At 64.8% G+C, this 21,755-nt stretch carries 23 protein-coding genes; 9 read left to right on the forward strand and 14 right to left on the reverse strand.

Features of this window, described 5'->3' with window-relative positions; genetic code table 11:
* Together AC066S_RS07680 and cysG are read right to left on the reverse strand one after the other, a co-directional pair.
* A complete protein-coding gene (locus AC066S_RS07680) occupies positions 1-318 on the reverse strand; it encodes a DUF2849 domain-containing protein (RefSeq protein ID WP_126259759.1) in 318 nt (105 codons plus the stop codon).
* Positions 315-1,739, reverse strand: a complete 1,425-nt coding sequence (gene cysG, locus AC066S_RS07685) for a siroheme synthase CysG (protein WP_478269356.1) — start codon at positions 1,737-1,739, stop codon at positions 315-317. Before cysG ends, AC066S_RS07680 begins: the two co-directional genes overlap by 4 nt.
* A 245-nt stretch (positions 1,740-1,984) precedes the next feature.
* On the opposite strand from cysG, the gene cysD reads away from it, so the two are divergent.
* The 4 genes from cysD (at position 1,985) to AC066S_RS07705 (ending at position 7,664) form a co-directional block, all read left to right on the forward strand.
* Positions 1,985-2,779 carry a sulfate adenylyltransferase subunit CysD gene (cysD, locus tag AC066S_RS07690; RefSeq protein WP_126259757.1) on the forward strand — a complete coding sequence of 265 codons (795 nt, stop codon included), beginning with the start codon at positions 1,985-1,987 and terminating at the stop codon, positions 2,777-2,779.
* Positions 2,780-2,800: 21 nt separating this feature from the next.
* The gene (gene cysC, locus AC066S_RS07695; protein ID WP_478269357.1) at positions 2,801-4,717 is read left to right on the forward strand and encodes an adenylyl-sulfate kinase; all 1,917 of its coding nucleotides are present in this window, start codon (positions 2,801-2,803) and stop codon (positions 4,715-4,717) included.
* A gap of 402 nt (positions 4,718-5,119) precedes the next feature.
* A complete protein-coding gene (locus tag AC066S_RS07700) occupies positions 5,120-7,285 on the forward strand; it encodes a malate synthase G (protein ID WP_126259755.1) in 2,166 nt (721 codons plus the stop codon).
* A gap of 178 nt (positions 7,286-7,463) precedes the next feature.
* Entirely contained in the window at positions 7,464-7,664 is a 201-nt protein-coding gene (locus AC066S_RS07705) for a CsbD family protein (protein WP_164718867.1), read from the forward strand.
* A gap of 136 nt (positions 7,665-7,800) precedes the next feature.
* Here the strand turns inward: AC066S_RS07705 and AC066S_RS07710 are convergent, their stop codons facing one another.
* From AC066S_RS07710 to AC066S_RS07720, 3 genes are all read right to left on the reverse strand, one after another.
* Positions 7,801-7,956 carry a Thivi_2564 family membrane protein gene (locus tag AC066S_RS07710; protein ID WP_007599832.1) on the reverse strand — a complete coding sequence of 52 codons (156 nt, stop codon included), beginning with the start codon at positions 7,954-7,956 and terminating at the stop codon, positions 7,801-7,803.
* 214 nt (positions 7,957-8,170) lie between these two features.
* A complete protein-coding gene (locus AC066S_RS07715; RefSeq protein WP_126259753.1) occupies positions 8,171-8,821 on the reverse strand; it encodes a DUF2865 domain-containing protein in 651 nt (216 codons plus the stop codon).
* Between the two features lie 17 nt (positions 8,822-8,838).
* Positions 8,839-9,621, reverse strand: coding sequence for a L,D-transpeptidase (locus tag AC066S_RS07720; RefSeq protein WP_478269358.1), 783 nt, complete (start codon positions 9,619-9,621; stop codon positions 8,839-8,841).
* Between the two features lie 208 nt (positions 9,622-9,829).
* Between AC066S_RS07720 and AC066S_RS07725 the strand changes: the two genes are divergently transcribed.
* The 5 genes from AC066S_RS07725 (at position 9,830) to AC066S_RS07745 (ending at position 13,955) form a co-directional block, all read left to right on the forward strand.
* Entirely contained in the window at positions 9,830-10,942 is a 1,113-nt protein-coding gene (locus AC066S_RS07725) for an AI-2E family transporter (protein ID WP_126259751.1), read from the forward strand.
* 78 nt (positions 10,943-11,020) lie between these two features.
* On the forward strand, positions 11,021-11,392 hold the full coding sequence (locus tag AC066S_RS07730) for an ElaB/YgaM/YqjD family protein (RefSeq protein ID WP_135166575.1): 372 nt from the start codon (positions 11,021-11,023) through the stop codon (positions 11,390-11,392).
* Between the two features lie 94 nt (positions 11,393-11,486).
* Positions 11,487-11,942: a hypothetical protein gene (locus tag AC066S_RS07735; protein WP_135166576.1), complete on the forward strand. Its 456-nt coding sequence runs from the start codon at positions 11,487-11,489 to the stop codon at positions 11,940-11,942.
* 177 nt (positions 11,943-12,119) lie between these two features.
* Positions 12,120-13,262: an OpgC domain-containing protein gene (locus tag AC066S_RS07740; RefSeq protein ID WP_478269359.1), complete on the forward strand. Its 1,143-nt coding sequence runs from the start codon at positions 12,120-12,122 to the stop codon at positions 13,260-13,262.
* Between the two features lie 90 nt (positions 13,263-13,352).
* On the forward strand, positions 13,353-13,955 hold the full coding sequence (locus AC066S_RS07745) for a TetR/AcrR family transcriptional regulator (RefSeq protein ID WP_478269360.1): 603 nt from the start codon (positions 13,353-13,355) through the stop codon (positions 13,953-13,955).
* 97 nt (positions 13,956-14,052) lie between these two features.
* On the opposite strand, the gene AC066S_RS07750 is transcribed toward AC066S_RS07745, so the two are convergent.
* The 9 genes from AC066S_RS07750 to AC066S_RS07790 all read right to left on the reverse strand — a co-directional run bounded on the left by AC066S_RS07750 (position 14,053) and on the right by AC066S_RS07790 (position 21,750).
* Positions 14,053-15,714, reverse strand: coding sequence for a CHASE domain-containing protein (locus tag AC066S_RS07750; RefSeq protein WP_135170984.1), 1,662 nt, complete (start codon positions 15,712-15,714; stop codon positions 14,053-14,055).
* Positions 15,715-16,009: 295 nt separating this feature from the next.
* On the reverse strand, positions 16,010-16,633 hold the full coding sequence (ureG, locus tag AC066S_RS07755; RefSeq protein ID WP_126259745.1) for an urease accessory protein UreG: 624 nt from the start codon (positions 16,631-16,633) through the stop codon (positions 16,010-16,012).
* A 42-nt stretch (positions 16,634-16,675) separates the two neighbouring features.
* Positions 16,676-17,404 (reverse strand): urease accessory protein UreF, encoded by a 729-nt coding sequence (locus AC066S_RS07760; RefSeq protein ID WP_126259811.1) that lies wholly within the window; start codon positions 17,402-17,404, stop codon positions 16,676-16,678.
* A complete protein-coding gene (locus tag AC066S_RS07765) occupies positions 17,385-18,029 on the reverse strand; it encodes an urease accessory protein UreE (protein WP_126259744.1) in 645 nt (214 codons plus the stop codon). Before AC066S_RS07765 ends, AC066S_RS07760 begins: the two co-directional genes overlap by 20 nt.
* Positions 18,030-18,040: 11 nt before the next feature.
* A complete protein-coding gene (locus AC066S_RS07770) occupies positions 18,041-18,340 on the reverse strand; it encodes a putative quinol monooxygenase (RefSeq protein ID WP_018318764.1) in 300 nt (99 codons plus the stop codon).
* Between the two features lie 126 nt (positions 18,341-18,466).
* On the reverse strand, positions 18,467-20,182 hold the full coding sequence (ureC, locus tag AC066S_RS07775) for an urease subunit alpha (RefSeq protein WP_478269361.1): 1,716 nt from the start codon (positions 20,180-20,182) through the stop codon (positions 18,467-18,469).
* A gap of 34 nt (positions 20,183-20,216) precedes the next feature.
* Positions 20,217-20,756, reverse strand: coding sequence for an HD domain-containing protein (locus AC066S_RS07780; RefSeq protein WP_478269362.1), 540 nt, complete (start codon positions 20,754-20,756; stop codon positions 20,217-20,219).
* Between the two features lie 272 nt (positions 20,757-21,028).
* Positions 21,029-21,334: an urease subunit beta gene (locus tag AC066S_RS07785; protein ID WP_026202067.1), complete on the reverse strand. Its 306-nt coding sequence runs from the start codon at positions 21,332-21,334 to the stop codon at positions 21,029-21,031.
* Positions 21,335-21,447: 113 nt separating this feature from the next.
* The gene (locus AC066S_RS07790) at positions 21,448-21,750 is read right to left on the reverse strand and encodes an urease subunit gamma (protein WP_007605424.1); all 303 of its coding nucleotides are present in this window, start codon (positions 21,748-21,750) and stop codon (positions 21,448-21,450) included.
* Positions 21,751-21,755: the final 5 nt, after the last annotated feature.

Below are 21,755 nucleotides of genomic sequence, written 5' to 3' on the forward strand. Positions count from 1 at the left end.
TTAAGCCTGGGCCGACTGTCCGATGGTCACACCGGTGCGGCGAATCTGTTCGCGCAGATTGCCGGGTTCGATCTTGCCGTCCGCGCCGACCTGCACCGGGGCGATATAGGGGCCGATCGCGCCGACGTCATCGGCGATGGACTCCGCAAGCAACGCCTTGGCCTCGTCGGAGTTGCGCACGATCGCGGCTTCCGAGAGGTCCGCGGACCAGCTCTTGGCGGCGGTGCGGTAGACCACGATGCCGTCCCAGGTGCGGTTGGCGGTCACGATCGAGGGGCCGGCAATCTTGATCTTCTTCTGTTCGAGCGGGGAGGTCATTCGGCTGCATCCAATAGGTCAGAGATAATTTGGTTGGGTGTCTGGCGGCGAAGCGAACCGGCATGCCGGACCACCTCGCCGATGATGAGAACGGCCGGACCGCCATTGGCCCGCCGTGCGAGCTCGGGAAGTTCGCGAAGCGTGCCGATCGCGCCTTGCGCATCGGGTCGCGTGACGCGGGCGAACACGCCGACCGGCGTCTCCGGCGAACGGCCCGCACCGAGCAGGCCCGCGCGCACGGCGGGTGCCGCGGACACGCCCATGTAGACGACGACGGTCATCCTGGTGTCGGTCAGCGTCGACCAGTCGACGGCTTCCGCGTCGCGCGCCTTGTGCGCGGTGAGGAAGGTGATGCGGGTCGCTTCATGACGGTAGGTGAGCGGCACCTCGAAATCGGCGGCGCCGCCGAGGCCTGCAGTGATGCCGGGAATGATCGAATAGGGAACACCTGCGGCGCGCAGCGCTTCGATCTCTTCGCCGCCGCGCCCGAACACGAAGGGATCGCCGCCCTTCAGCCGCACCACCCGCTGGCCGGCTTGCGCGGCCTCGATCATGCGCTGGTTGATGGCGTCCTGGCCGATGCCGGGCTTGCCGACGCGGCGGCCAACGGCAACGCGCGTGGTGTCGCGGCGGATGCGATCGAGAATTTCGCGCGAGACCAGCTCGTCATGGAAGACGATGTCGGCGTCCTGCAACGCGCGCAGCGCCTTGATGGTGAGAAGATCGGGATCGCCGGGACCGGCGCCAACCAGCGCCACCGAGCCTTCCGGCTTGTCGGCGCGCGCGAATTCGGAGGGGTCGGAGATAGCCTTGAGCGATGCATCCGCTTCGCCCTTGCGGCCGGCGAGCACGGCGGCACCGATCGGACCGTCGATCACCCGCTCCCAGAAGCGGCGACGCAGTGGAAACTCGGCGATACGTTCGTTGATGGATTTGCGGAAGCTGCCGATGAACTCGGCGAGTTCGCCAATGCGCGCCGGAAGCAGCGCCTCGATCTTCTCGCGCACGCGCCGCGCCACCACTGGCGAGGTGCCGCCGGTGCCGACCGCGACCACGACATCGCCGCGATCGACGATCGCCGGGAAGATGAAGCTCGAATGTTCGAGATCGTCCATGACGTTGACGGGCAGGCCGAGCGCCTTGGCGCGAACCGACATCGCCACGCCGACGTCGCCGGCGCCCGCGCAGACGACGGCGATGACGCCCGAGAGATCGGCGGTAAGCGCATCGCCCGTCAGGATTTCGATACGCGCCGCATCTTCCGCGCCGAGGCCGAGATCCTGATTGCCGTCGATCGCGTGCACGCGGATGCGCGCGCCGGCCGCGGCGAGCACGCGCAGCTTGGCGCGCAAAAGCTCGCCCGCGCCGATGAGAACCACCGGACCGGCCTTGAGATCGAGGAATACCGGCAAGAACCGCATACGATACCCGCTTCCCCCACATCCGGGGTTGACTGGAATTATTTTCTATATATGTGTCGTTTCGAGCGCGCAAAGAGAAAATTTTTTCTTCTCTTCTGCATCGCAACTATAGAATTTTCGCCTCCAAACGCAAAGTGGCAGAGATGCATCTTCTCAAGGACGATTCCGCTTCTGTCGGAGTAAGCAGCAAAGCCCCCCTCGCACGCGCGGGCTCGCAAGAATTTTCTGCCGATGTCGCGCCGAGCATGGACCATCTCGACCAGCTCGAGGCGCAGAGCATCTACATCTTCCGCGAGGCCTTCGCCCGGCTGAAGAAGATCGCGCTGCTGTGGTCGCTCGGCAAGGACTCCAACGTCATGATCTGGCTGGCGCGGAAGGCGTTCTTCGGCAAGATGCCGTTCCCGGCCCTTCATGTCGACACCGGCAAGAAGTTTCCGGAGATGTACCGCTTCCGCGATCATTACGGCAAAGAGTGGGATCTCGATCTGCGCGTCGAGCCCTGCCCGCCGATCGATGCCGTCGATCCGACGTTGCCGCCGGCCGCCCGCTCCGCCGCGCGCAAGACCGAAGGCCTCAAGATGGCGCTCGCCAAGTATGGCTTCGACGGCCTGATCGCCGGCATCCGCCGCGACGAGGAAGCGACCCGCGCCAAGGAGCGCGTGTTCTCGCCGCGCGGCCTTGAAGGCAATTGGGACGTGCGCGACCAGCCGCCGGAGTTCTGGGATCATTTCAACGCCTCGCCGCCGCAAGGCGCGCATTTGCGCATCCATCCGATCCTGCATTGGACCGAGGCCGATATCTGGGCCTACACCAAGCGTGAGAACATCCCGATCATCCCGCTCTATCTGTCGAAAGACGGCAAGCGCTACCGCTCGCTGGGCGATCAGGACATCACCAACCCCGTGAACTCGACGGCGTCGACCATCGACGAGATCCTGATCGAGCTCGAGCAGACCAAGGTCCCGGAGCGCTCGGGGCGCGCGCTCGACCACGAGACCGAGGACGCCTTCGAGCGCCTTCGTGTCGCCGGCTATCTCTGACCTCAAGGACGCATCGCGGTCATGAACATGCTCGTCACCCCCGCTTCGCCTGCGACCCCGAACGGCACCACCCGTCCGCAAGTGCGCATCGTCATCGTCGGCCATGTCGACCACGGCAAGTCGACGCTGGTCGGCCGCCTCTTGCACGAGACCGGCAGCCTGCCCGACGGCAAGCTGGACATGCTGAAAGCCGTCAGCGCGCGGCGCGGCATGCCGTTCGAATGGTCGTTCCTGCTCGATGCGCTGCAGACGGAGCGCGACCAGGGCATCACCATCGACACCACGCAGATTCGCTTCCGCACCAATTCGCGCGACATCGTGCTGATCGACGCGCCCGGCCACGCCGAATTCCTGCGCAACATGATCACCGGCGCCTCGCAGGCCGACGGCGCGGTGCTGATCATCGACGCGCTGGAAGGCGTGCGCGACCAGACGCGACGGCACGGTTATCTGCTGCATCTGCTCGGCGTGAAGCAGGTCGCGATCGTCGTCAACAAGATGGACCGCGTCGACTTTTCCGCCGATCGCTTCAAGGAGATCAGCGACGAGATTTCCGCGCATCTGAGCGGCCTCGGCGTGACGCCTACCGCGGTGATTCCGATTTCCGCCCGCGACGGCGACGGCGTCGCCGAGCGGACCGACCGGATCGGCTGGTACAAGGGCCCGACCGTGGTCGAGGCGCTTGACAGGCTCGAGCCGGCGCGGGCGCTGGAAGCGCTGGCGCTGCGCCTGCCGGTGCAGGCGATCTACAAGTTCGACGACCGCCGCATCGTGGCCGGCCGCATCGAGTCCGGCAGCCTCAAGGCCGGCGACGAGATCGTGATCATGCCGGCCGGCAAGATCGCCAAGATCAGGACGGTCGAGAGCTGGCCGGTGACGCCGGTCACCGGCCGGCAAGGCGCCGGCCGTTCGGTCGGCATCACGCTCGACCGCGAATTGTTCATCGAGCGCGGCGACATCGTCGCGCATGCCGGCAGCGCCCCGCGCGAGACGCGGCGGCTGCGCGCGCGCATCTTCTGGCTGCACGACAAGCCGCTCGCCAAGGGCGACCAGCTGCTGGTTCGCTGCGGGCCCAAGGAAAGCCGCGCCACCGTGGTGGCGATCGAGAAGGCGGTCGATCCGGGCGAGCTGTCGAGCACCGAGAACAAGGCGATCGGCCGCAACCATGTCGGCGAGATCGATATTTCTCTATCGAATTCGATTGCCACCGATCCCTACACCGAGAATCCGCGCACCGGGCGGCTCGTGATCGAGATCTCCGGACGCATCGCCGGCGGCGGCCTGGTGCTGTCGGTCGATGCCGGCCAGCGCGCCGTGCCGGTCGACATCGTGCCGGTGGAATCGGCCCTGCGTCCCGACGAACGCTCCGCGCGCTATCAGCACAATGGTGCCGTGGTCTGGCTCACCGGCCTGCCCGCTTCCGGCAAGTCGACGCTCGCCAAGGCACTGGAGCGGCGGCTGTTCAGCAATGGCGGCTCGCCGATCCTGCTCGACGGCGACACGCTGCGCGCCGGCCTCAACAGCGATCTCGGCTTCTCTGTCGCGGACCGCAGCGAGAACATCCGCCGCCTCGCGGAAGTCGCGACGCATCTGGCGCGTAACGGCCATATCGCCATCGTCGCCGCGGTCTCGCCGGCCCGCGAGGACCGCGCGACCGCGCGCCGCATCGCCGACACCGTCTTCCGCGAGATCCACGTCGCGACGCCTGCCCAAGTATGCGAGGAGCGCGATCCCAAGGGCCATTACAAGAAGGCGCGCGCCGGCGCGCTGGCCTCGTTCACCGGCATCGGCAACGACTACGAGGCGCCGCAAGCGGCCGAGCTGGTGATTGACACCTCGAAGCGGACGGTTGCGGAAGCGGCGGATGAGATCGAGCAGATGCTGAAGAGGACAGGCGTGCTGTTCGACGAGGCCCTAGACCTCGCCGCGAATATTTGAAGCGTAAGCTGTTTGTTGGCGCGCTCCCTGTCACCACGCAGACAGTGCATTCCCTCCCCCCTTGCGGGGGAGGGTTAGGGAGAGGGGTTCACACGGGCACTCTCTCCCGCTGATTCCAACGTCATTCCCACACACCTTTTCCTGGGCCACCCCTCTCCCCCGCCCTCCCCCGCAAGGGGGGAGGGAGCGCAGTTGCGCGCGCGGCGTGAAGCGGGGCTCGATCGGTTCGTCAAACGCGGCATACCACCGACCTTCTTGACATTTTGACAAACCCCTTGGGGTCTTCTCACCGCCCCGGTTTTGGGGCTAATAGGGCCCCGAAAGCCGCCCCTGGTGGGCGCATTTTGCTGCTGTCGGGTCAAAAGCAGCCAAAAACAGCCATTTCCAACAAGAAAGCCCATCATGAAACGCGTCGATGCCCACGGATTGAAGATCGCCCCTGTCCTGTTTGATTTCATCGCCAAGGAAGCGGCCCCGAAAACGGGGATCGCACCGGATGCGTTCTGGGCCGGACTTGCCGCCATCGTCAGGGACCTGGGGCCGAAGAACCGTGCGCTGCTCGCGGTCCGCGACACGCTGCAGGCCAAGATCGACGACTGGCACCGCGCCAACAAGGGCAAGGCTTTCGACCTCAACGCCTATACCGCCTTCCTGAAGGAGATCGGCTATCTCGTCCCGGAGCCGGCGACCCAGACGGTCGAGACCGCGAATGTCGACGAGGAGATCGGCAAGATCTGCGGCCCGCAGCTCGTCGTGCCGCTGACCAATGCACGCTATGCGCTGAACGCTGCAAATGCGCGCTGGGGCTCGCTCTATGACGCCTTCTACGGCACCGACGCGATCCCGCACGATCCGTCCGAAGGCGGCAAAGGCTACAACAAGGCGCGCGGCGACAAGGTGATCGCCAAGGCCAAGGCGTTCCTCGACACCGCCGTGCCGCTAGCGACCGGCAGCCACACCGACGTCACCGCCTACAGCGTCGTCGCGGGCCAGCTCGCGGTGAAGCTGAAGAGCGGCAACGCCACCGCGCTGAAGAACGCCGCGCAGTTCGCCGGCTTCCAGGGCGATGCGGCTTCCCCGAGCGCGGTGCTGCTCGTCAACAACGGCCTGCATGTCGAGGTCAGGATCGACCGCAGCAGCGCGATCGGCAAGGACGATCCGGCCGGCGTCGCCGACATGATCATGGAGGCTGCGGTCTCCACCATCCTCGACATGGAGGACTCAGTTGCTGCTGTCGACGCCGAGGACAAGGTGCTGGTCTACCGCAACACGCTGGGCCTGATGAACGGCACGCTGTCGGCCGACTTCGAGAAGGGCGGCAAGACGCTGACGCGCTCGCTCAACGCCGACCGCCTGTACAAGACGCCCGACGGCAAGGGTGAGCTCAAGCTGCACGGCCGCAGCCTGCTGTTGATGCGCAATTGCGGTCACCACATGTTCACCGACGCGGTGCTGGACGAGAAGGGCGAGGAGATTCCGGAAGGCCTGCTCGATGCCGCCGTCTCCGGCCTGCTCGCCATCCACGACCTCAAGGGCAATTCCAAGGTCAAGAACAGCCGCACCGGCTCGGCCTATATCGTCAAGCCGAAGATGCACGGCCCGGACGAGGTGTCGCTGACCTGCGAGATCTTCGACCGCGTCGAGAAGATGCTGGGCCTGCCCGAGAACACGCTCAAGGTCGGCATCATGGACGAGGAGCGGCGCACCACCGTCAACCTCAAGGCCTGCATCCAGCGCGCCTCCAAGCGCATCATGTTCATCAACACCGGCTTCCTCGACCGCACCGGCGACGAGATCCACACCTCGATGGAAGCGGGCCCGATGATCCGCAAGAACGAGATGAAGGCGCAGGCCTGGATCAAGGCCTATGAGGACTGGAACGTCGACATGGGCCTGACCTGCGGCCTGCCCGGCCATGCCCAGATCGGCAAGGGCATGTGGGCCGCGCCCGATAAGATGGCGGACATGCTGGCGCAGAAGCTTGGCCATCCGCAGGCCGGCGCCACCACCGCCTGGGTACCCTCGCCGACCGCTGCGACGCTGCACGCGCTGCACTACCACCAGGTCAACGTGACCGCGCGGCAGGAGGAGCTCACCAAGGGCGGGCCGCGCGCAAAGCTCTCGGACATCCTCACCATTCCGGTGTCGAAGTCGAACTGGGCACCCGACGACGTCAAGCAGGAGATCGACAACAACTGCCAGGGCATTCTCGGTTATGTCGTGCGCTGGATCGATCAGGGCGTCGGCTGCTCCAAGGTCCCCGACATCCACGATGTCGGGCTGATGGAGGACCGCGCCACCTTGCGCATCTCCAGCCAGCATCTCGCCAACTGGCTGCACCAGGGCGTGATCACCGAGGCGCAGGTGATGGAATCGCTGAAGCGCATGGCAGTCGTCGTCGACAAGCAGAACGCCGGCGATCCGATCTACAGGCCGATGGCGCCCGCCTTCGACGGCGTCGCCTTCAAAGCCGCATGCGACCTCATCTTCAAGGGGCGCGAGCAGCCGAACGGCTACACCGAATACATCCTCACCGCGCGCCGCCGCGAGGCCAAGGCGCTTGGATAACAAGGCTCTTGGATAAAAGGCTCTTGGATAACAAGGCGCGCGGCTGAGCGAAGTCACAGAAGCGTCAAAAGCCCCGGCCTCGCCGGGGCTTTTTTGTCGGGCGAAACGTCGCGGCGGGCCGCGGAACAGGCCGCGCGGCGCCCGCGTTGTCAGGCCATCAACCCCACGGGAGATGGTCATGGACTGGAATCGGATCGAAGGAAACTGGAAGCAGTTCAAGGGCTCGGCCAAGGAGAAATGGGGCAAGCTCACTGACGACGACCTCAGCTTGATCGAGGGCCGCCGCGAGCAGCTCGAGGGCCGGCTCCAGGAACGCTACGGCAAGGCCAAGGACCAGGTTCGGCAGGACGTCGACGACTGGCTCAAATCGCTGCACTGAAGCGGACGCAAACGAAGCCCCGGCTCACGCCGGGGCTTTTGTTTTGAGGTGTAGCCCGGATGAGCGAAGCGATATCCGGGACCTTTGTTGCGCCTTCCCGGATATCGCTCCGCTCATCCGGGCTACGATACCTTGGCTAGAATACCGCGAGATATTTCAACAAGGACACGATGCCGATGATGATGACGACCACGCGCGCAATCTGCTTGGCGCGACCATCCATCGGCAGCATGTTGATGAGATAAAGGACGAGAATGACGACGAGAAAAGTGACGAGCACGCCCACCAGCATCGCGAGACCCCCTTCAGGCAAATTGCGACCAGTATCCTAACGCCTGACCCTTGCGCTGGTTCCATCTGTGCAACCCGTTGTAATTTCTAGAAAATATGCACATCCCCGCTAGCTTCGGCGCGATCCACCGCATCATCGGCGAGGTCAACGAAATCGCCGCGCCGATCGCCACCGTGCTGGAGCGGCGCCAGGCTTCGGCGCGCCACCGTCCCGCCTACTCCTTCGCCACAACCGGCACCTGGCGAAATCTGGCGCGCACCGAGTCCGGCAGCGGCGAGAAGTTCATCGCGACGCCGCGGCGGTCGTTGGCGTTGCGGCTGGCGACCACGAGACCATCGGCGCCGGCGACGATGTCGCCCTTGCGCAGCGTCGGATCGTCCTCGACCTTGACCTGCGCCAGCCCGACGGAATCCTTGCCGTTGCAGGTGCAGCCGGAGACGATCTCGTTGCGATAGCGGTACGCATTGGGCAACTCGGAATAGGATTTTCCCTTGTCGGTGGTGGCGTCGTCGATGTTGCCGCCATAGACCAGCGAGGTCTCGGACGCCGGGCAGAAGCTCTTGCAGGATTGCGCCTTGCTCTCGGCATCATTGCCTTGCGCCGGGAAGTAGCGGCCATCGCAAGCGCGCACGCAATAGGCTGTGCCGCCACCATAGAAGGCGCGCTGGCGCGGTGCGTCATAGCGCGGCATGTCGTCGTTCGGGAACGGCATCCGGATCTCGGGCGGCGGCCGCATCCGGAAGCCGCCGAACAGGGCCGAGAAGAAATCTTCCGCATGCGCCGACGGTGTCTGAGCCACGCCGGCGGCGGCAATCACCAGGATTGCCAGACCGGCAGCCAGCTTGCCGTTCATACCTCTGCTCATGTCACCTCGCTCAAGCCCTAATTCACCGCCGAGGACGCCGAGATATTCAGCGCGTGCCTGCCCGAAGGCAGCGTCGTCGTCGCGGCCGGACGCTTGCGCACGGGGTCGCCGCCCCTGGCCATCAGCGGCGCATTCTTCGGCAGCACCACGACCTTGGCGCCGACATTGACGCGGCTGAACAGGTCGATGACGTCCTCGTTGGTCATGCGGATGCAGCCGGAGGAGACGAACTTGCCGATCGTGGAGGGATCGTTGGTGCCGTGGATGCGGTATTGGCTGGAGCCGAGATACATCGCACGTGCCCCGAGCGGGTTACCGGGGCCGCCGGCGACGAAGCGCGGCAGATAAGGCTGACGCGCGATCATCTCGGCCGGCGGATGCCAGTCCGGCCACTCCGCCTTGCGGCTGACGTTCTGCACGCCGGACCAGGTAAAGCCTTCGCGGCCGACGCCGACGCCATAGCGAATGGCGCGGCCGTTGCCGAGCACGTAGTAGAGATAGGTATTATTGGTGTCGATCACGATGGTGCCGGCCGGCTCGCTGCGGTCGAAGCCGACGATCTGCCTGCGCAGGCGATCGGGCAGCTGGGCATCTTCGTCGTCGGCCGCCTGCGGCGCCTCGTTGACGTAACCCTGCGAGTAGCCTTGATCCTGCGGGTACGATTGCAGCTGCATCGGGCTATAACCGAACGTCTGTGCGCTCGCGCCGCCGAACGGCACCCCGAGCAGAACGGTTGCGATGGCGAATGCGGTGACGACGCGCGGCGAAGAGCTGCGACGGACTGCAGAGAGCTTTGTCATGTGCTGCCCCGTGGGATGTGTGCACCAGGGTGATGCGCCTTCCCTTGAACTCCGCGGGGGCGGCGCAAGTTCCAGCGCGGCGCGCGGCATCCTTGTCACAGTCAAGCGAGCACCGCTTCACGAAGCCGCGATGGAACCGGCGTACGGCTCGCGCATTATTCGACACTAATGGGCGCGCGGTGCGAGGCTTCCGTGCGGGAGAGAGATTGTGCGCGTCCTTCCGAGTGAAAGTTTGATTCCCGGCAACAGCGCAGGCGACCCGCTTCCCGACAGCCGTGTCGAGCTGCCGCCGGTGATCCGCCGCACCGAGTTCGTCGCCTTTGCGCTCGCAGGCCTGCTGCTGATTGCCGTCGTCACCGTGCTCTACGTCGGAAGGGCATTCTTCCTGCCTGTGGTGATGGCGTTCGTCACCGGCACCATGCTGTCGCCCGCGGCGGGCTTCCTGGAGCGGTACAAGGTCCCGCGCGCGGTTGGTGCCGTTCTGATCGTGGTCGTCGGGACCGCAGTGGTCGCCTTCGTCGTGGCGCTGATCGCCTCGCCGGTATTCGAGTGGAGCACGCGCCTGCCGGAGCTCGGCGCGCGACTGAAGGACAAGCTGCACGTGTTCGACCGGCCGCTTTCGCTGTGGCGAGAGATGCAAGCCATGCTCGGCGGCTCCGAAGGGTTGCCGAGCTTCCATATGCCGAAGGTCGAGTGGGTGCAGCCGACGCTGGAATTCCTGTCACCGACCTTCACCGAATTCCTGCTTTTCTTCGTCACCCTGATCCTGTTCATCGCCAGCTGGCGCGACCTGCGGCGCGCCATGATCATGAACTTCGGAGATCATGACGCGCGGCTTCGCACGCTCCGGATTCTCAACGAGATCGAGGAGCATCTCGGCAATTATCTCCTGACCGTGACCCTCATCAACGTCGGCGTCGGCGTCGCCACCGGTCTCATCTGCGCGCTCACCGGCATGCCCAATCCAGCCGGGCTCGGTGCGCTCGCAGCAACGCTCAACTTCATCCCGATCATCGGGCCGGTGGCGATGTTCGTGGTGCTGGTCCTGGTCGGGTTGGTTGCCTTCCCGACCATCGGCGGCGGCCTGATGGCGGCACTGGCCTTCGGCGGGCTTACCTTTCTGGAAGGGCACTTCATCACCCCGACCATCATCGGCAGGCGGCTCGCGCTGAATGCACTTGCAGTCCTGCTCGCGCTGGCATTCTGGACCTGGATGTGGGGCCCGATGGGCGCGTTCCTGTCGTCGCCGCTCCTGATCGTCGCGCTGATCCTCAAGGAGCACCTGCTGCCGGCGGATTCGCCGCAGCTGCCGCAGGACTGACCGGTTTCCGCGAACGGAACTTCCCCGGTGACGAAACGTTTTCCGGCTATCGCAGCCGTCAACAGTTCGGAGCTCCCGATGTCCACGACCAGTGCCGAAGCCGGGATGAAAGACTGGACCGACAAAGCCACCAGAGAACGCCTCGAAAAGGATGTAGCAGCCGTGAAAAGCGATATCGCCGCCCTTACCGACCAGATCACCGACGCGCTCAACACCTTTGCCAATTCCACCAGCAAGCAGGCCCGCCGCGGTTACCGCCAGGCGCGCGAGAATGTCGACACCGCGATGGACGACATGTCGGAGCGCGGCAGTGCAATGATGGACGCGGCCCAGGAGGCCTACGGATCGATCGAAGAGACGCTCGAAGACGCGATCACGCAGCGGCCGCTCGTGACCGTCGGACTCGCGCTCGGGATCGGCTTCCTGATCGGCGCCGCCTGGCGCCGGTAGAATGCGCGAGGGGGCATTGGAACGGCGGCGCGACCGCGCCGCCGATGCCGGCTTGTGGACGGATAGGCTTGTGGGGATTTGAGGAGCAAGGGCCATGTTTCAGCGCATCATCGACGGGATCAGCGCATCCACGGGCACGACTGTGCGGCTGACCTCCCTGGCCGCAGGCGCGGCGTTCGCGCTGTTCATCACCACGTGCTTCCTGTGCGCGGCGGCATTCATCTCCGTGCTCAACACATATGGTCCGGTGCAAGCCTGCCTCGCGGGGGCCGGCGTTTTCTTCCTCCTGACCCTGGCCGCAGCAGTGAGCTACTGGGCCTACAAGCGCGAGCTGCGCAAGCAAGCCCAGATCGCGGCCGAGCGCGCCGCGAAGTCGGCGGCCTCGAGCATGCTCGCGGATCCCATGCTGCTCGCCACCGGGCTCCAGATCGTTCGCGCCATCGGCGTCAAGCGGCTGTTGCCGATCCTGGCGATCGGCGGTGTCGCCCTCGGCATCCTCGCGAGCCGCGCCGGCATGCCCGACGAGGTATCGGCCGAACCGGCCGAGTAAGCACGGGACCACGTCAAGAAAGTTTCGTCGCAAGACGCGCGCGGGCCCGCGGCGGCATTTGTTCGCCCGATTTTGCATGATTTTGAGCGCCCGACCATCACTCACGCAAACGCTACTCGGATGGGCAGCCGGTTGCCGCTAAAAGCGTCAACCTGATTCTCAAAGCTAATTTACTCAATGAAACCGTCCGTCCAGGCAAACCTTGCCGCATTCCGTCATGACGCCAGGCTGTATTTGACGCTCGGCATCGCCAACTGGTCGATTTTCGTCGACCACATCCCGAACAACATCATCAACCTGCTGACGCTGCGCAACTTCGGCTTCAGCGGCGCCGCCGACCTGTTCGTATTCGTGGTCGGTTATGGCGTCGCGGTCACCCACGGCCGGATGGCACTGGAGCGCGGCTATCTCGTCGCCGCAACGCGCATCTTCCATCGCGTCTGGCGGCTCTATGCCGCCTATGTCGTGCTGTTCGTGCTTTACATCGATACCATCGCCTACGTCGCCAAGCAGTCGATGGCGCCGGAAATCATCCACGAATACAACATCTCGGGGATCCTCGATCACCCGCTGCGCATCCTGGTCCGCGGCCTCGTGCTCCAGGAGGAGCCGCTGAACCTCGACCTCCTGCAATTGATGATCCCGCTGATGGCTTTCTTTCCCTTCGCCCTGTGGGGCCTGTTGCGGCGGCCGAACGTGACGCTGGCGGCATCGATCGCGCTGTATCTTGCCGCGCGCTGGTTCGACTGGAATTTTCGGGTCTATCCGGATCAGGAATGGACCTTCAATCCGCTCTGCTGGCAGATGCTGATGGTGCTCGGAGGCTGGTTCGCCGTGACAGGCGCATCGGGGCGCGCGCTACGCGACATGCCTTGGCTACGGATACTCGCCGGGACCTATCTGGTATTCGCGATGGCCGTCACCTTGCTGCGCCATTCGCCGCAATTGTCCCATTACTTGCCGGACCTTCTCCTCAACAGCATCGCGCCGACCGACAAGGAAAACCTCGCGCCCTATCGCGTGGTTCACTTCCTCGCACTCGCCTTCCTCGCGACTCATCTCGTTCCGGCCGATCACCCCGGCCTGAATTTGAAGCCGCTCCAGGCGGTCATCAGATGCGGCGAGGAATGGCTTGCCGTGTTCTGCGTCGGAGTGTTCCTGTCCTTTGCCGGGCATCTCATCCTGATCACCAGCGCCAATCTGGTCGCGATGCAGATCTTGGTGAGCCTCGCCGGATTCGCCGCGATGACCGCGGTGGCCTATTACGTCGCCTGGTCGAAGTGGCAGGATCTGCCCAAGGCCTTGCGGCAGCAGGCCTAGCGCGACGCGATTTTCCTAGGCCGGCCGCCGCGGCTGCGCTATCCCGAAGCTGGAGCGGGTGCGCGAGGAGACCGGGCGTGGTGACGGCGAATGGCGGGGGGTGACGGGGCCGACAGCGCCCCCCGGCGCGGCCGACCGCGATCGATCGAGACCAGCAACGCCATTCTCGAAAGCGCCTATGCGCTGATGGCGTCCACCGGCCTTGCGGCCACCACCATCGACGCCGTCGCCCGCCACTCCGGCGTCTCCAAGATGACGATCTACAAATGGTGGCCGTCGCGCGAGGCGCTCTTGATCGACGCCTTTCTTCGACATGCCGCGCAGATGCTGCCGCTGCCCCCGGCGAGCTCCGGCAGCCCCGCGGCGCGCGCGCGCCGTCATGCCGCGGCCTATGCCGAGGCGCTCCAGGGCGAGTTCGGCAAGGTGCAACTCGCCGTCATCTCCGAATGCATTTCCAAGACCGGCTCGGCCGAACTGTTCTACGCCCGCTATCTGCAATTCCGTCGCGACGCGCTGGTGGAGATGATCGCGGCGGGCCAGAACGACGGCAGCATCCTGGCCGAAGGCCCGGCCGAGGATCTCTACGACGCGATCTACGGCAGCCTGTTCTACCGCTACGTCTTCGGCATCGCGCCGATCACACCTGACTACGCGCGCAATCTGGTCGATCTGGTCTTGCGGCCGAAAGCCTAAAGCGCGATGCGATTAGGATGAATCGTCATCGCGCTTTAGGTTGTTGTTTAAGCATGATCTTTTCGGAAAACCGCTGCGCACTTTTCCGGATCATGCTTTAGCCGCGGGCAGGCCGCACCGGAGCCGAGATCTTGTCCGTGCGATCGCGTTCGGACATGTCGACCACCGTCTCCATCGGCGCGGTCAGCTCATAGACGTAGGAGACGTCGGTGAAATAGCGCTTGGCGGTGCCGCCGAGCGCCTCGGGGGCGACACGGTCGAGCAGGATCAGGCCGAAATCGGAATCGGGGCGGCGGGTCGCCTCGCTGGTGTTGAACTCCTCCCAGCGAAAATGGAAGATCTCCTCGCTCCCCTCGCCCGTCACCGTCCAGTTCGCGGTGATGTGCGGATGCTTTCCAACCAGCGACAGGCCTTCGTCGGAATGCGAGGCGAGCTCGAAGAACAGCAGCGACAGGCTCTGCGCCGCGCGCGCGCTGACCGCGATATCGGGACCGGTGACGGCGATGCGGTCGGCATGCGGGATGGCACGCGCCTCGAACAGGCCCTTCAGCTTCACGCCCTGCCACTGGCTCTCGCTGAGCAGCGAGACCACGTTCGACATGGCGTGGATGCGCCCGATCAGGAGCTCGCGGGCGACGTCGATGTCCGCGCCATGGCGCAAGGTGCGCGTCACGATCGACTGGATCACCGCCAGGATGTTCTTGACCCGGTGGTTGAGCTCGTCGATCACCGCGGTCAGCCGGCGCTCGAAGCCGATTCTGACCTGGATTTCCCGACTGAGCCGCAGATTGTTGTAGGCAACATAGCCGAACAGGCCGCACACCATCGCAGTGATCGCAAAGCCGATGGCCGCCACGATGATCGCGGTCTGCTCGGCACGGCGCACCGAGTTGGTCTTGGCGTAATAGCCGAGCTGCCAATCACGGCCACCGAAGCTCACCGTGCGCATCGCCGACGGCGCCGGTCCGTCCGCCGCCACGCTGCGCGTCGAGACCACGCCTTGGTCGTTGGCGATCAGCTCGCCGCCTTCCTTGCGTGGATCCCTGAGCGCGACCGAGAACAACGACATGTCGTCGTTGGTCAACATCAGCGAGGCCAGCTCGTAGGAGAACGTGATGAAACCGGCCGGCTCGGTCGCCCCTTCGGGAATGACGGGCGCAGCCACGATGACGCCGACGGGCCCGTGTCCGTGCAGCAGCGGAAGCGGGTCCGAAGCCACCGACTTTTTCTCGGTCCGGGCGCGCGTCAGCATGGCGCTGTGAACCGGATCCTGGTCGTAACTGCGGCCCGGCAGAGCCTTGGTCTCGTCGCTGCGCGGCTCGAGATCCAGCAGCACGTCGATCGGCGCGGTGATCTCGGCCGGATTGATCGGCTTGTCGTCATAGCTGCGGATTTTCGGATTCGGGAAGCCGGCGCCCTCAATGGCCTCCTGCGCCGCGGTCAGCTCGTCCGGCTTCAGCCGGCCGATCCAGCCGGCCACCACGAAATCCGTCTTGAAGGCGTAGATGGCCGAGCGCAGCGGCTCCAGCATGTTCGGCTTGATCACGGACGGCCTGCGGAACAGGCCTGAGGCGACGCGCGCGAGCAGTTCGCGCTCGGTGAGCCGGTCCTGGACCAGGCTGGCATGAACGTCGATCGCGCGCGCGAGCGCGATCCGGTCCAGCGCCAGTTCCTGGTCGTGGACGCGATAGGCTGCAAGCCCGGAGAGCAGGGCTCCAAGCAGTGCGATGAAACCGATGATGAAACCCAGCCGGACCACGCGACTACTCAGGCCAAAGCGGGAGGTCGGCAACGAACAGGGAGCATATGAACGCCGCTCGAACGGCCATGTGCCGAAACAGGGTGGACCCCAGTGGCAGAGATAATGAAGGAGGAGACATCGGTACGCAACGTAGGTCGCCTGACAAGCTTAATCGGCCCGGCCGATGGTCCGGCCAGGATGGATTGCCCGGGGCGCCGGAGGTAACCAATCGCCGTGTCCGAAATTTGTTCCGTAGTTGCGGCTCGACCCCAAGGTTAACGGCGAAAAACGCGTGCGCCAAGTGGTCGCGCCGTCAGCCAGCCCGGTTCAAGCCGCCCTTGGCTTCAATGAAGTCGACGATGCGCTCGAGCCCCTGGCTCTTCTTCAGGTTGGTCATGACGAAAGGACGCTCGCCGCGCATGCGCCTGGCGTCCGTGTCCATCTTCTCCAGGGAGGCGCCGACATGGGGGGCGAGGTCGATCTTGTTGATGACCAGAAGATCGGACCGGGTGATGCCGGGGCCGCCCTTGGAGGGGATCTTGTCCCCGGCGGCGACGTCGATCACATAAATGGTGAGGTCGGCCAGCTCCGGGGAAAAAGTGGCAGCGAGATTGTCGCCGCCGGACTCGATCAGCACGAGATCGAGCCCGGGAAATTTGGCGCGCATGTCCGCGACAGCAGCCAGATTCATCGAGGCATCTTCGCGAATCGCGGTGTGCGGACAGCCGCCGGTCTCGACACCGGCGATGCGGTCCGGCGTCAGCGAGCCCGAACGCACCAGGAATTCCGCATCCCATTTGGTGTAGATGTCGTTGGTGATCGCGGCGATGTCATAGCGCTCGCGCATGGCCTTGCAGAGCAGGTCCATCAGCTGGGTCTTGCCCGATCCGACCGGACCGCCGACGCCGACACGCAAGGGGCCGTGAGATTTCGACATGCAACTCGCTCTCTCTCGATGGGGGTTAAAGACGCCGCGCTCTCACGACCGGAACAGCCGCGTATATTGTGTCTCGTGGCGCAGGCTGGCGAGATCGGCGCGGAAGGTCGCGCTGCCAAGATCGTCCAATGTCGCGTTCAGCGCGCGATCGGCAGTCGCGGTCACGGCGGCTTCCAGCCTCACCAGCACGCGCTGGCTGTCGGTCTGGCCGAGCGGAATGAGCCGGCTGGCCGCAGAAATCCAGTTCGAGACCAGCGCATGCAGGAACGCGTGCAGCGTCGGCGCCAGCGGAACGCCGTGCTGAGCTGCGACGACGCCGACGGCGACAGGATAGACCATCGGCGTGCGGCATGCTGCAACCATGGCATCCAGCCCGTCGGCATTCCACGCGGCACGGGTGATGTCGATGAAGGCACGGCCTTGCGAGCTCGTCTCCAGCTGCCGCTCACGCGAGGGCACGAAGGCCGCGGCAAGCTCGGCGATATCGTTCAAAACGGCCTGGTCGCCCGCCTCCGCCGCGCGATAGGCGTGGACCAGAAACGTCGCGTCGCAAAAGCCGGAACCGTCACCGAGCATCGCGTCGAGCCAGTCGGCCAGCGTTGCAATATCGACGATATCGCCCGCCTCCACCGCCCATTCGATGCCGCTGGAATAGGAAAAGCCGCCGACCGGGAATGCCGGCGACAGCCAGGTCATCAGCCGATACAGCGCCGCCGCCTCGCCCTCGTCGAGGCCACCGGCGCTGATCGGCTCATTTGTGGTCATGAGCATGCTTGTGGCCGTGATGATGGTCGGGATGGTCGCAATGCTCGTCATGGTGATGATGATCGTGACCGTGGTCATGTGCGGCATGACCACGATGGTCGGGGTGATCATGGCCGTGGTGATCATGGTGATCGTGGCCATGATCATGATGGTGCCCGTGATCGTGATGCGCGTGGTCGTCGTGTCCATGCGCATGACCGGCATCTGCATAGGCGCCGCCTTCGGGATCGAACGGGGCTTCGATCTCGATCACGCGCGCGCCGAGGCCCTTCACCATGGCCTCGATGACGTGATCGCGGCGAATGCGCAAGGCTTTCGCCATGATCTGGGTCGGCAGATGGCGATTGCCGAGATGCCAGCCGACCCGAATGAGGTGATGCGGATCGCGGCCGCGGATTTCCAGCAGCGGCTCGGGCGCCGCGACCACTTCGACCAACCGGCCGTCCTCGAGCACCAGCGCGTCGCCGCCGCGCAGCGCCGTGGCGTGCTCGAGGTCGAGCAGGAATTCGAGCCCCCGCGTGCCTGTCATCGCCATGCGGCGGCGGTGCCGATCGTCGAAATCGAGCACGACCGTGTCCGCCGGCGCTTCCGTGAAGCGGTGCTGCCCCTTAACCTGCGTCGCCCGGATCATGCTCTACCTCGTTACCGTGTCTCGACCTTCTCGGGCGTGATCACCTCGATCTTCGGCGGCGCCGTGAAGCATTTCACCGCGACGCGGCCGAACGTCTTCATATGCTCCATGCCACGGTGCGGCACCAGCGCCTCGGCGTTCTCCCACTGCTCGACGAACACCATCTTGGCAGGATCGGTGACGCTCTCGTGCAGATCGTAGGCGATATTGCCGGGCTCCTTCCGCGTCTCCTTGATGCAGGCGGTGGCGGCTGCAATGAATTCGGCGCGCGTTTCGGGCTTGATGGTCAGGGTGGCAACGACGTAGATCACGAGGAATCCTCCCGGCTTTTCTTCTAGGGTTCAATACCGGGCGGACATTAGACCAGGCGGGATCGAACGCAAAACGGCAAAAGCCGTCCCCGGACACCCGCCGGGGACATGCGTTGAGGCGCTATTTCAGTACATGAAATAACGCTGTGCCATGGGCAGCACCTCGGCGGGTGCACAGGTGAGCAGCTCGCCGTCGGCACGCACCTCGTAGGTCTCCGGATCGACCTCGATGTTGGGCGTGGCGTCGTTGTGGATCATGCTCTTTTTCGAGATCTTGCCGCGGGTGTTCTGGACGGCATAGAGCTTCTTTTCGATGCCGAGCCTTCGCGCCAGACCACCGGTGATCGCGGCTTTCGAGGTGAATACCACCGATGACACCGTACGCGCCTTGCCGAAGGCGCCGAACATCGGCTGGTAGTGCACCGGCTGCGGCGTCGGGATCGATGCGTTGGGATCGCCCATGGGAGCCGCGACGATCGTGCCGCCCTTGACGATGCAGTCCGGCTTGACGCCGAAGAAAGCCGGCGACCACAGCACGAGGTCGGCGAGCTTGCCCTTCTCCACCGAGCCGATCAGCTTCGACACGCCGTGGGCGATGGCGGGATTGATCGTGTATTTGGCGATGTAGCGCTTGACGCGAAAGTTGTCGTTGTCCTTGCCCTTGTCCTGCGGCAGGGAGCCGCGCTGCTTCTTCATCTTGTCGGCGGTCTGCCAGGTCCGGATGATGACCTCGCCGAGACGGCCCATCGCCTGCGAGTCCGAGGACATCATCGAGAGCGCGCCGAGATCGTGCAGGATGTCCTCCGCGGCGATGGTCTCCTTGCGGATGCGGCTTTCGGCAAATGCCAGGTCTTCCGCGATCGAGGGATCGAGATGGTGGCACACCATCAGCATATCGAGATGCTCGTCGATGGTGTTGCGGGTGAAGGGGCGCGTCGGGTTGGTCGAGGACGGCAGCACGTTCTTCAGGCCGGCGACCTTGATGATATCGGGGGCGTGACCGCCGCCGGCGCCTTCGGTGTGGAACGCGTGGATGGTGCGGCCCTTGAACGCCTTGATGGTGTCCTCGACGAAGCCGGACTCGTTCAGCGTGTCGGTGTGGATCATCACCTGGATGTCGTGAGCGTCGGCGACCGACAGGCAATTGTCGATCGCAGCCGGCGTCGTGCCCCAGTCCTCGTGCAGCTTCAGCGCGCATGCGCCGGCCTTGATCATCTCGACCAGGGCTGCGGGCCGCGAGGCGTTACCCTTGCCGGAAATGCCGAGATTGACCGGGAAGGCGTCGAACGACTGGATCATCCGCGCGATGTGCCAGGGCCCCGGCGTGCAGGTGGTGGCGAAGGTGCCGTGCGAGGGACCGGTGCCGCCGCCCAGCATCGAGGTGACGCCCGACATCAGCGCGTGCTCGATCTGCTGCGGGCAGATGAAATGGATGTGGCTGTCGAAGCCGCCGGCCGTGAGGATCTTGCCTTCACCCGCGATCACGTCGGTCCCGGGACCAATGATGATGGTGACGCCCGGCTGGATGTCGGGATTGCCGGCCTTGCCGATGCCTGCGATCATGCCGTCCTTGATGGCGACGTCGGCCTTCACGATGCCCCAATGGTCGACGATCAGCGCATTGGTGATGACCGTGTCGGCCGCGCCCTGCTTGTTGGTCACCTGCGACTGGCCCATGCCGTCGCGGATCACCTTGCCGCCGCCGAACTTCACCTCCTCGCCATAGGTGGTGAAATCCTTCTCGACCTCGATGATGAGGTCGGTGTCGGCCAGCCACACCCTGTCGCCGGTGGTCGGGCCGAACATGTCGGCATAGACGGAACGTTTGATTTTGACGGACATCACGAGCCCCGTTTGCGTTGGAATGTCTGGTGGGTCATAGCAGCGCCTTCGCTGCCTTCACGGCATCATCGAATCTTTCGTCGAGCCACGCATTGCCGCCGCGGCAACCCGCCACGACCTGCGTGGCCCACGCGACGTAGTCGGCGAGATCCTCGCGCTCCTCGGCACTCGGATCGGTTTGAATGCGCGCACCGATATTGCTGATCTTGTCGGCGATCTTGATCAGCTTGGCGCCGGAGGATTTCTTCGGTGCTTCGAGCACCTGAAGCCGCCGCCGCTCGGCCTTGGGCAGGCTCATGTCATCGGTGCACTCGGCGACGAGCGACGCGACCCGCTCCGAGAATTTCTGCGCAAGCTCCTTGCGCGTGGTGTCGGTGTCCTCGATCGTGTCATGCAGCCATCCGGCGGCAACCAGCTCGGCATCGGTGCCATCCGTCGCGATCGTGAGCAGGTTCGCGACCTCCGCGAGATGATTGACGTAAGGCTCGTTGCCGCGCCCCTTGCGCGCCATGCCGTTGTGGCGCTGCGCGGCGAGGTCGGCAGCTTCGGAGACGAGGCGGATGGGGGACAGCATGATCAGGCCTCCTCGACACCGTTGGACCCGTTCTCACGGTACGTGAGGGACGCATCGCTGGACGGGTTCCCTCCCCCCTTGCGCGTCTCGGCGCGAGTCATCCCACGCCTCAGTCGTTTGGCGCGGATTCTCTGGAACTGAGGGACCTCGTCGTGTGGCATACCCCTCTCCCCAACCCTCCCCCGCAAGGGGGGAGGGAGCCTGACCGGCGTGCTCCTGTCGATCACTGCACTCGCCTCAACCGTGCCGCGCCGCGCTCGTTCCTGTGGAGGTCACAGCTTCCCCATGACGTCGCCGCGGAAGCCGTAGATCGTCTTCTTGCCGGCCATGGCGACGAGTTGCACGTCGCGGGTCTGGCCGGGCTCGAAGCGGACGGCGGTGCCGGCGGCAATGTCGAGGCGCATGCCGCGGGCCTTCTTGCGGTCGAATTTCAGCGCCGGGTTGGTCTCGAAGAAATGGTAGTGCGAGCCGACCTGGATCGGGCGGTCGCCGGTATTGGCCACCGTCAGCGTGACTGTCTTGCGGCCGGCATTGAGCTCGATCTCGCCGTCCTGGATGAAGAGTTCGCCGGGAATCATTCTATCCTCCTGGTCATTCCGGGGCTCGCGCAGCGAGAACCCGGAATCTCGAAACCAAAACCTCTGGATTCCGGGTTCGCCCCTTCGGGCGCCCCGGAATGACGAATTCAAAACTACCGGATCGGCTCGTGCACGGTGACGAGCTTGGTGCCGTCAGGAAAGGTCGCCTCGACCTGGATGTCGTGGATCATCTCCGGAATGCCCGGCATTACCTGGTCGCGGGTCAAAACCTGCGCGCCGGATTGCATCAGCTCGGCCACGGTGCGGCCGTCGCGCGCGCCTTCGAGGATGAAATCGGAGATGATGGCGATCGCCTCGGGATGGTTGAGCTTGACGCCGCGATCCAGCCTGCGGCGCGCCACGATCGCCGCCATCGAGATCAGAAGCTTGTCCTTTTCGCGGGGAGACAGGTTCATGCAGA

This window comes from Bradyrhizobium sp. CFUWI (genome assembly GCF_056429085.1).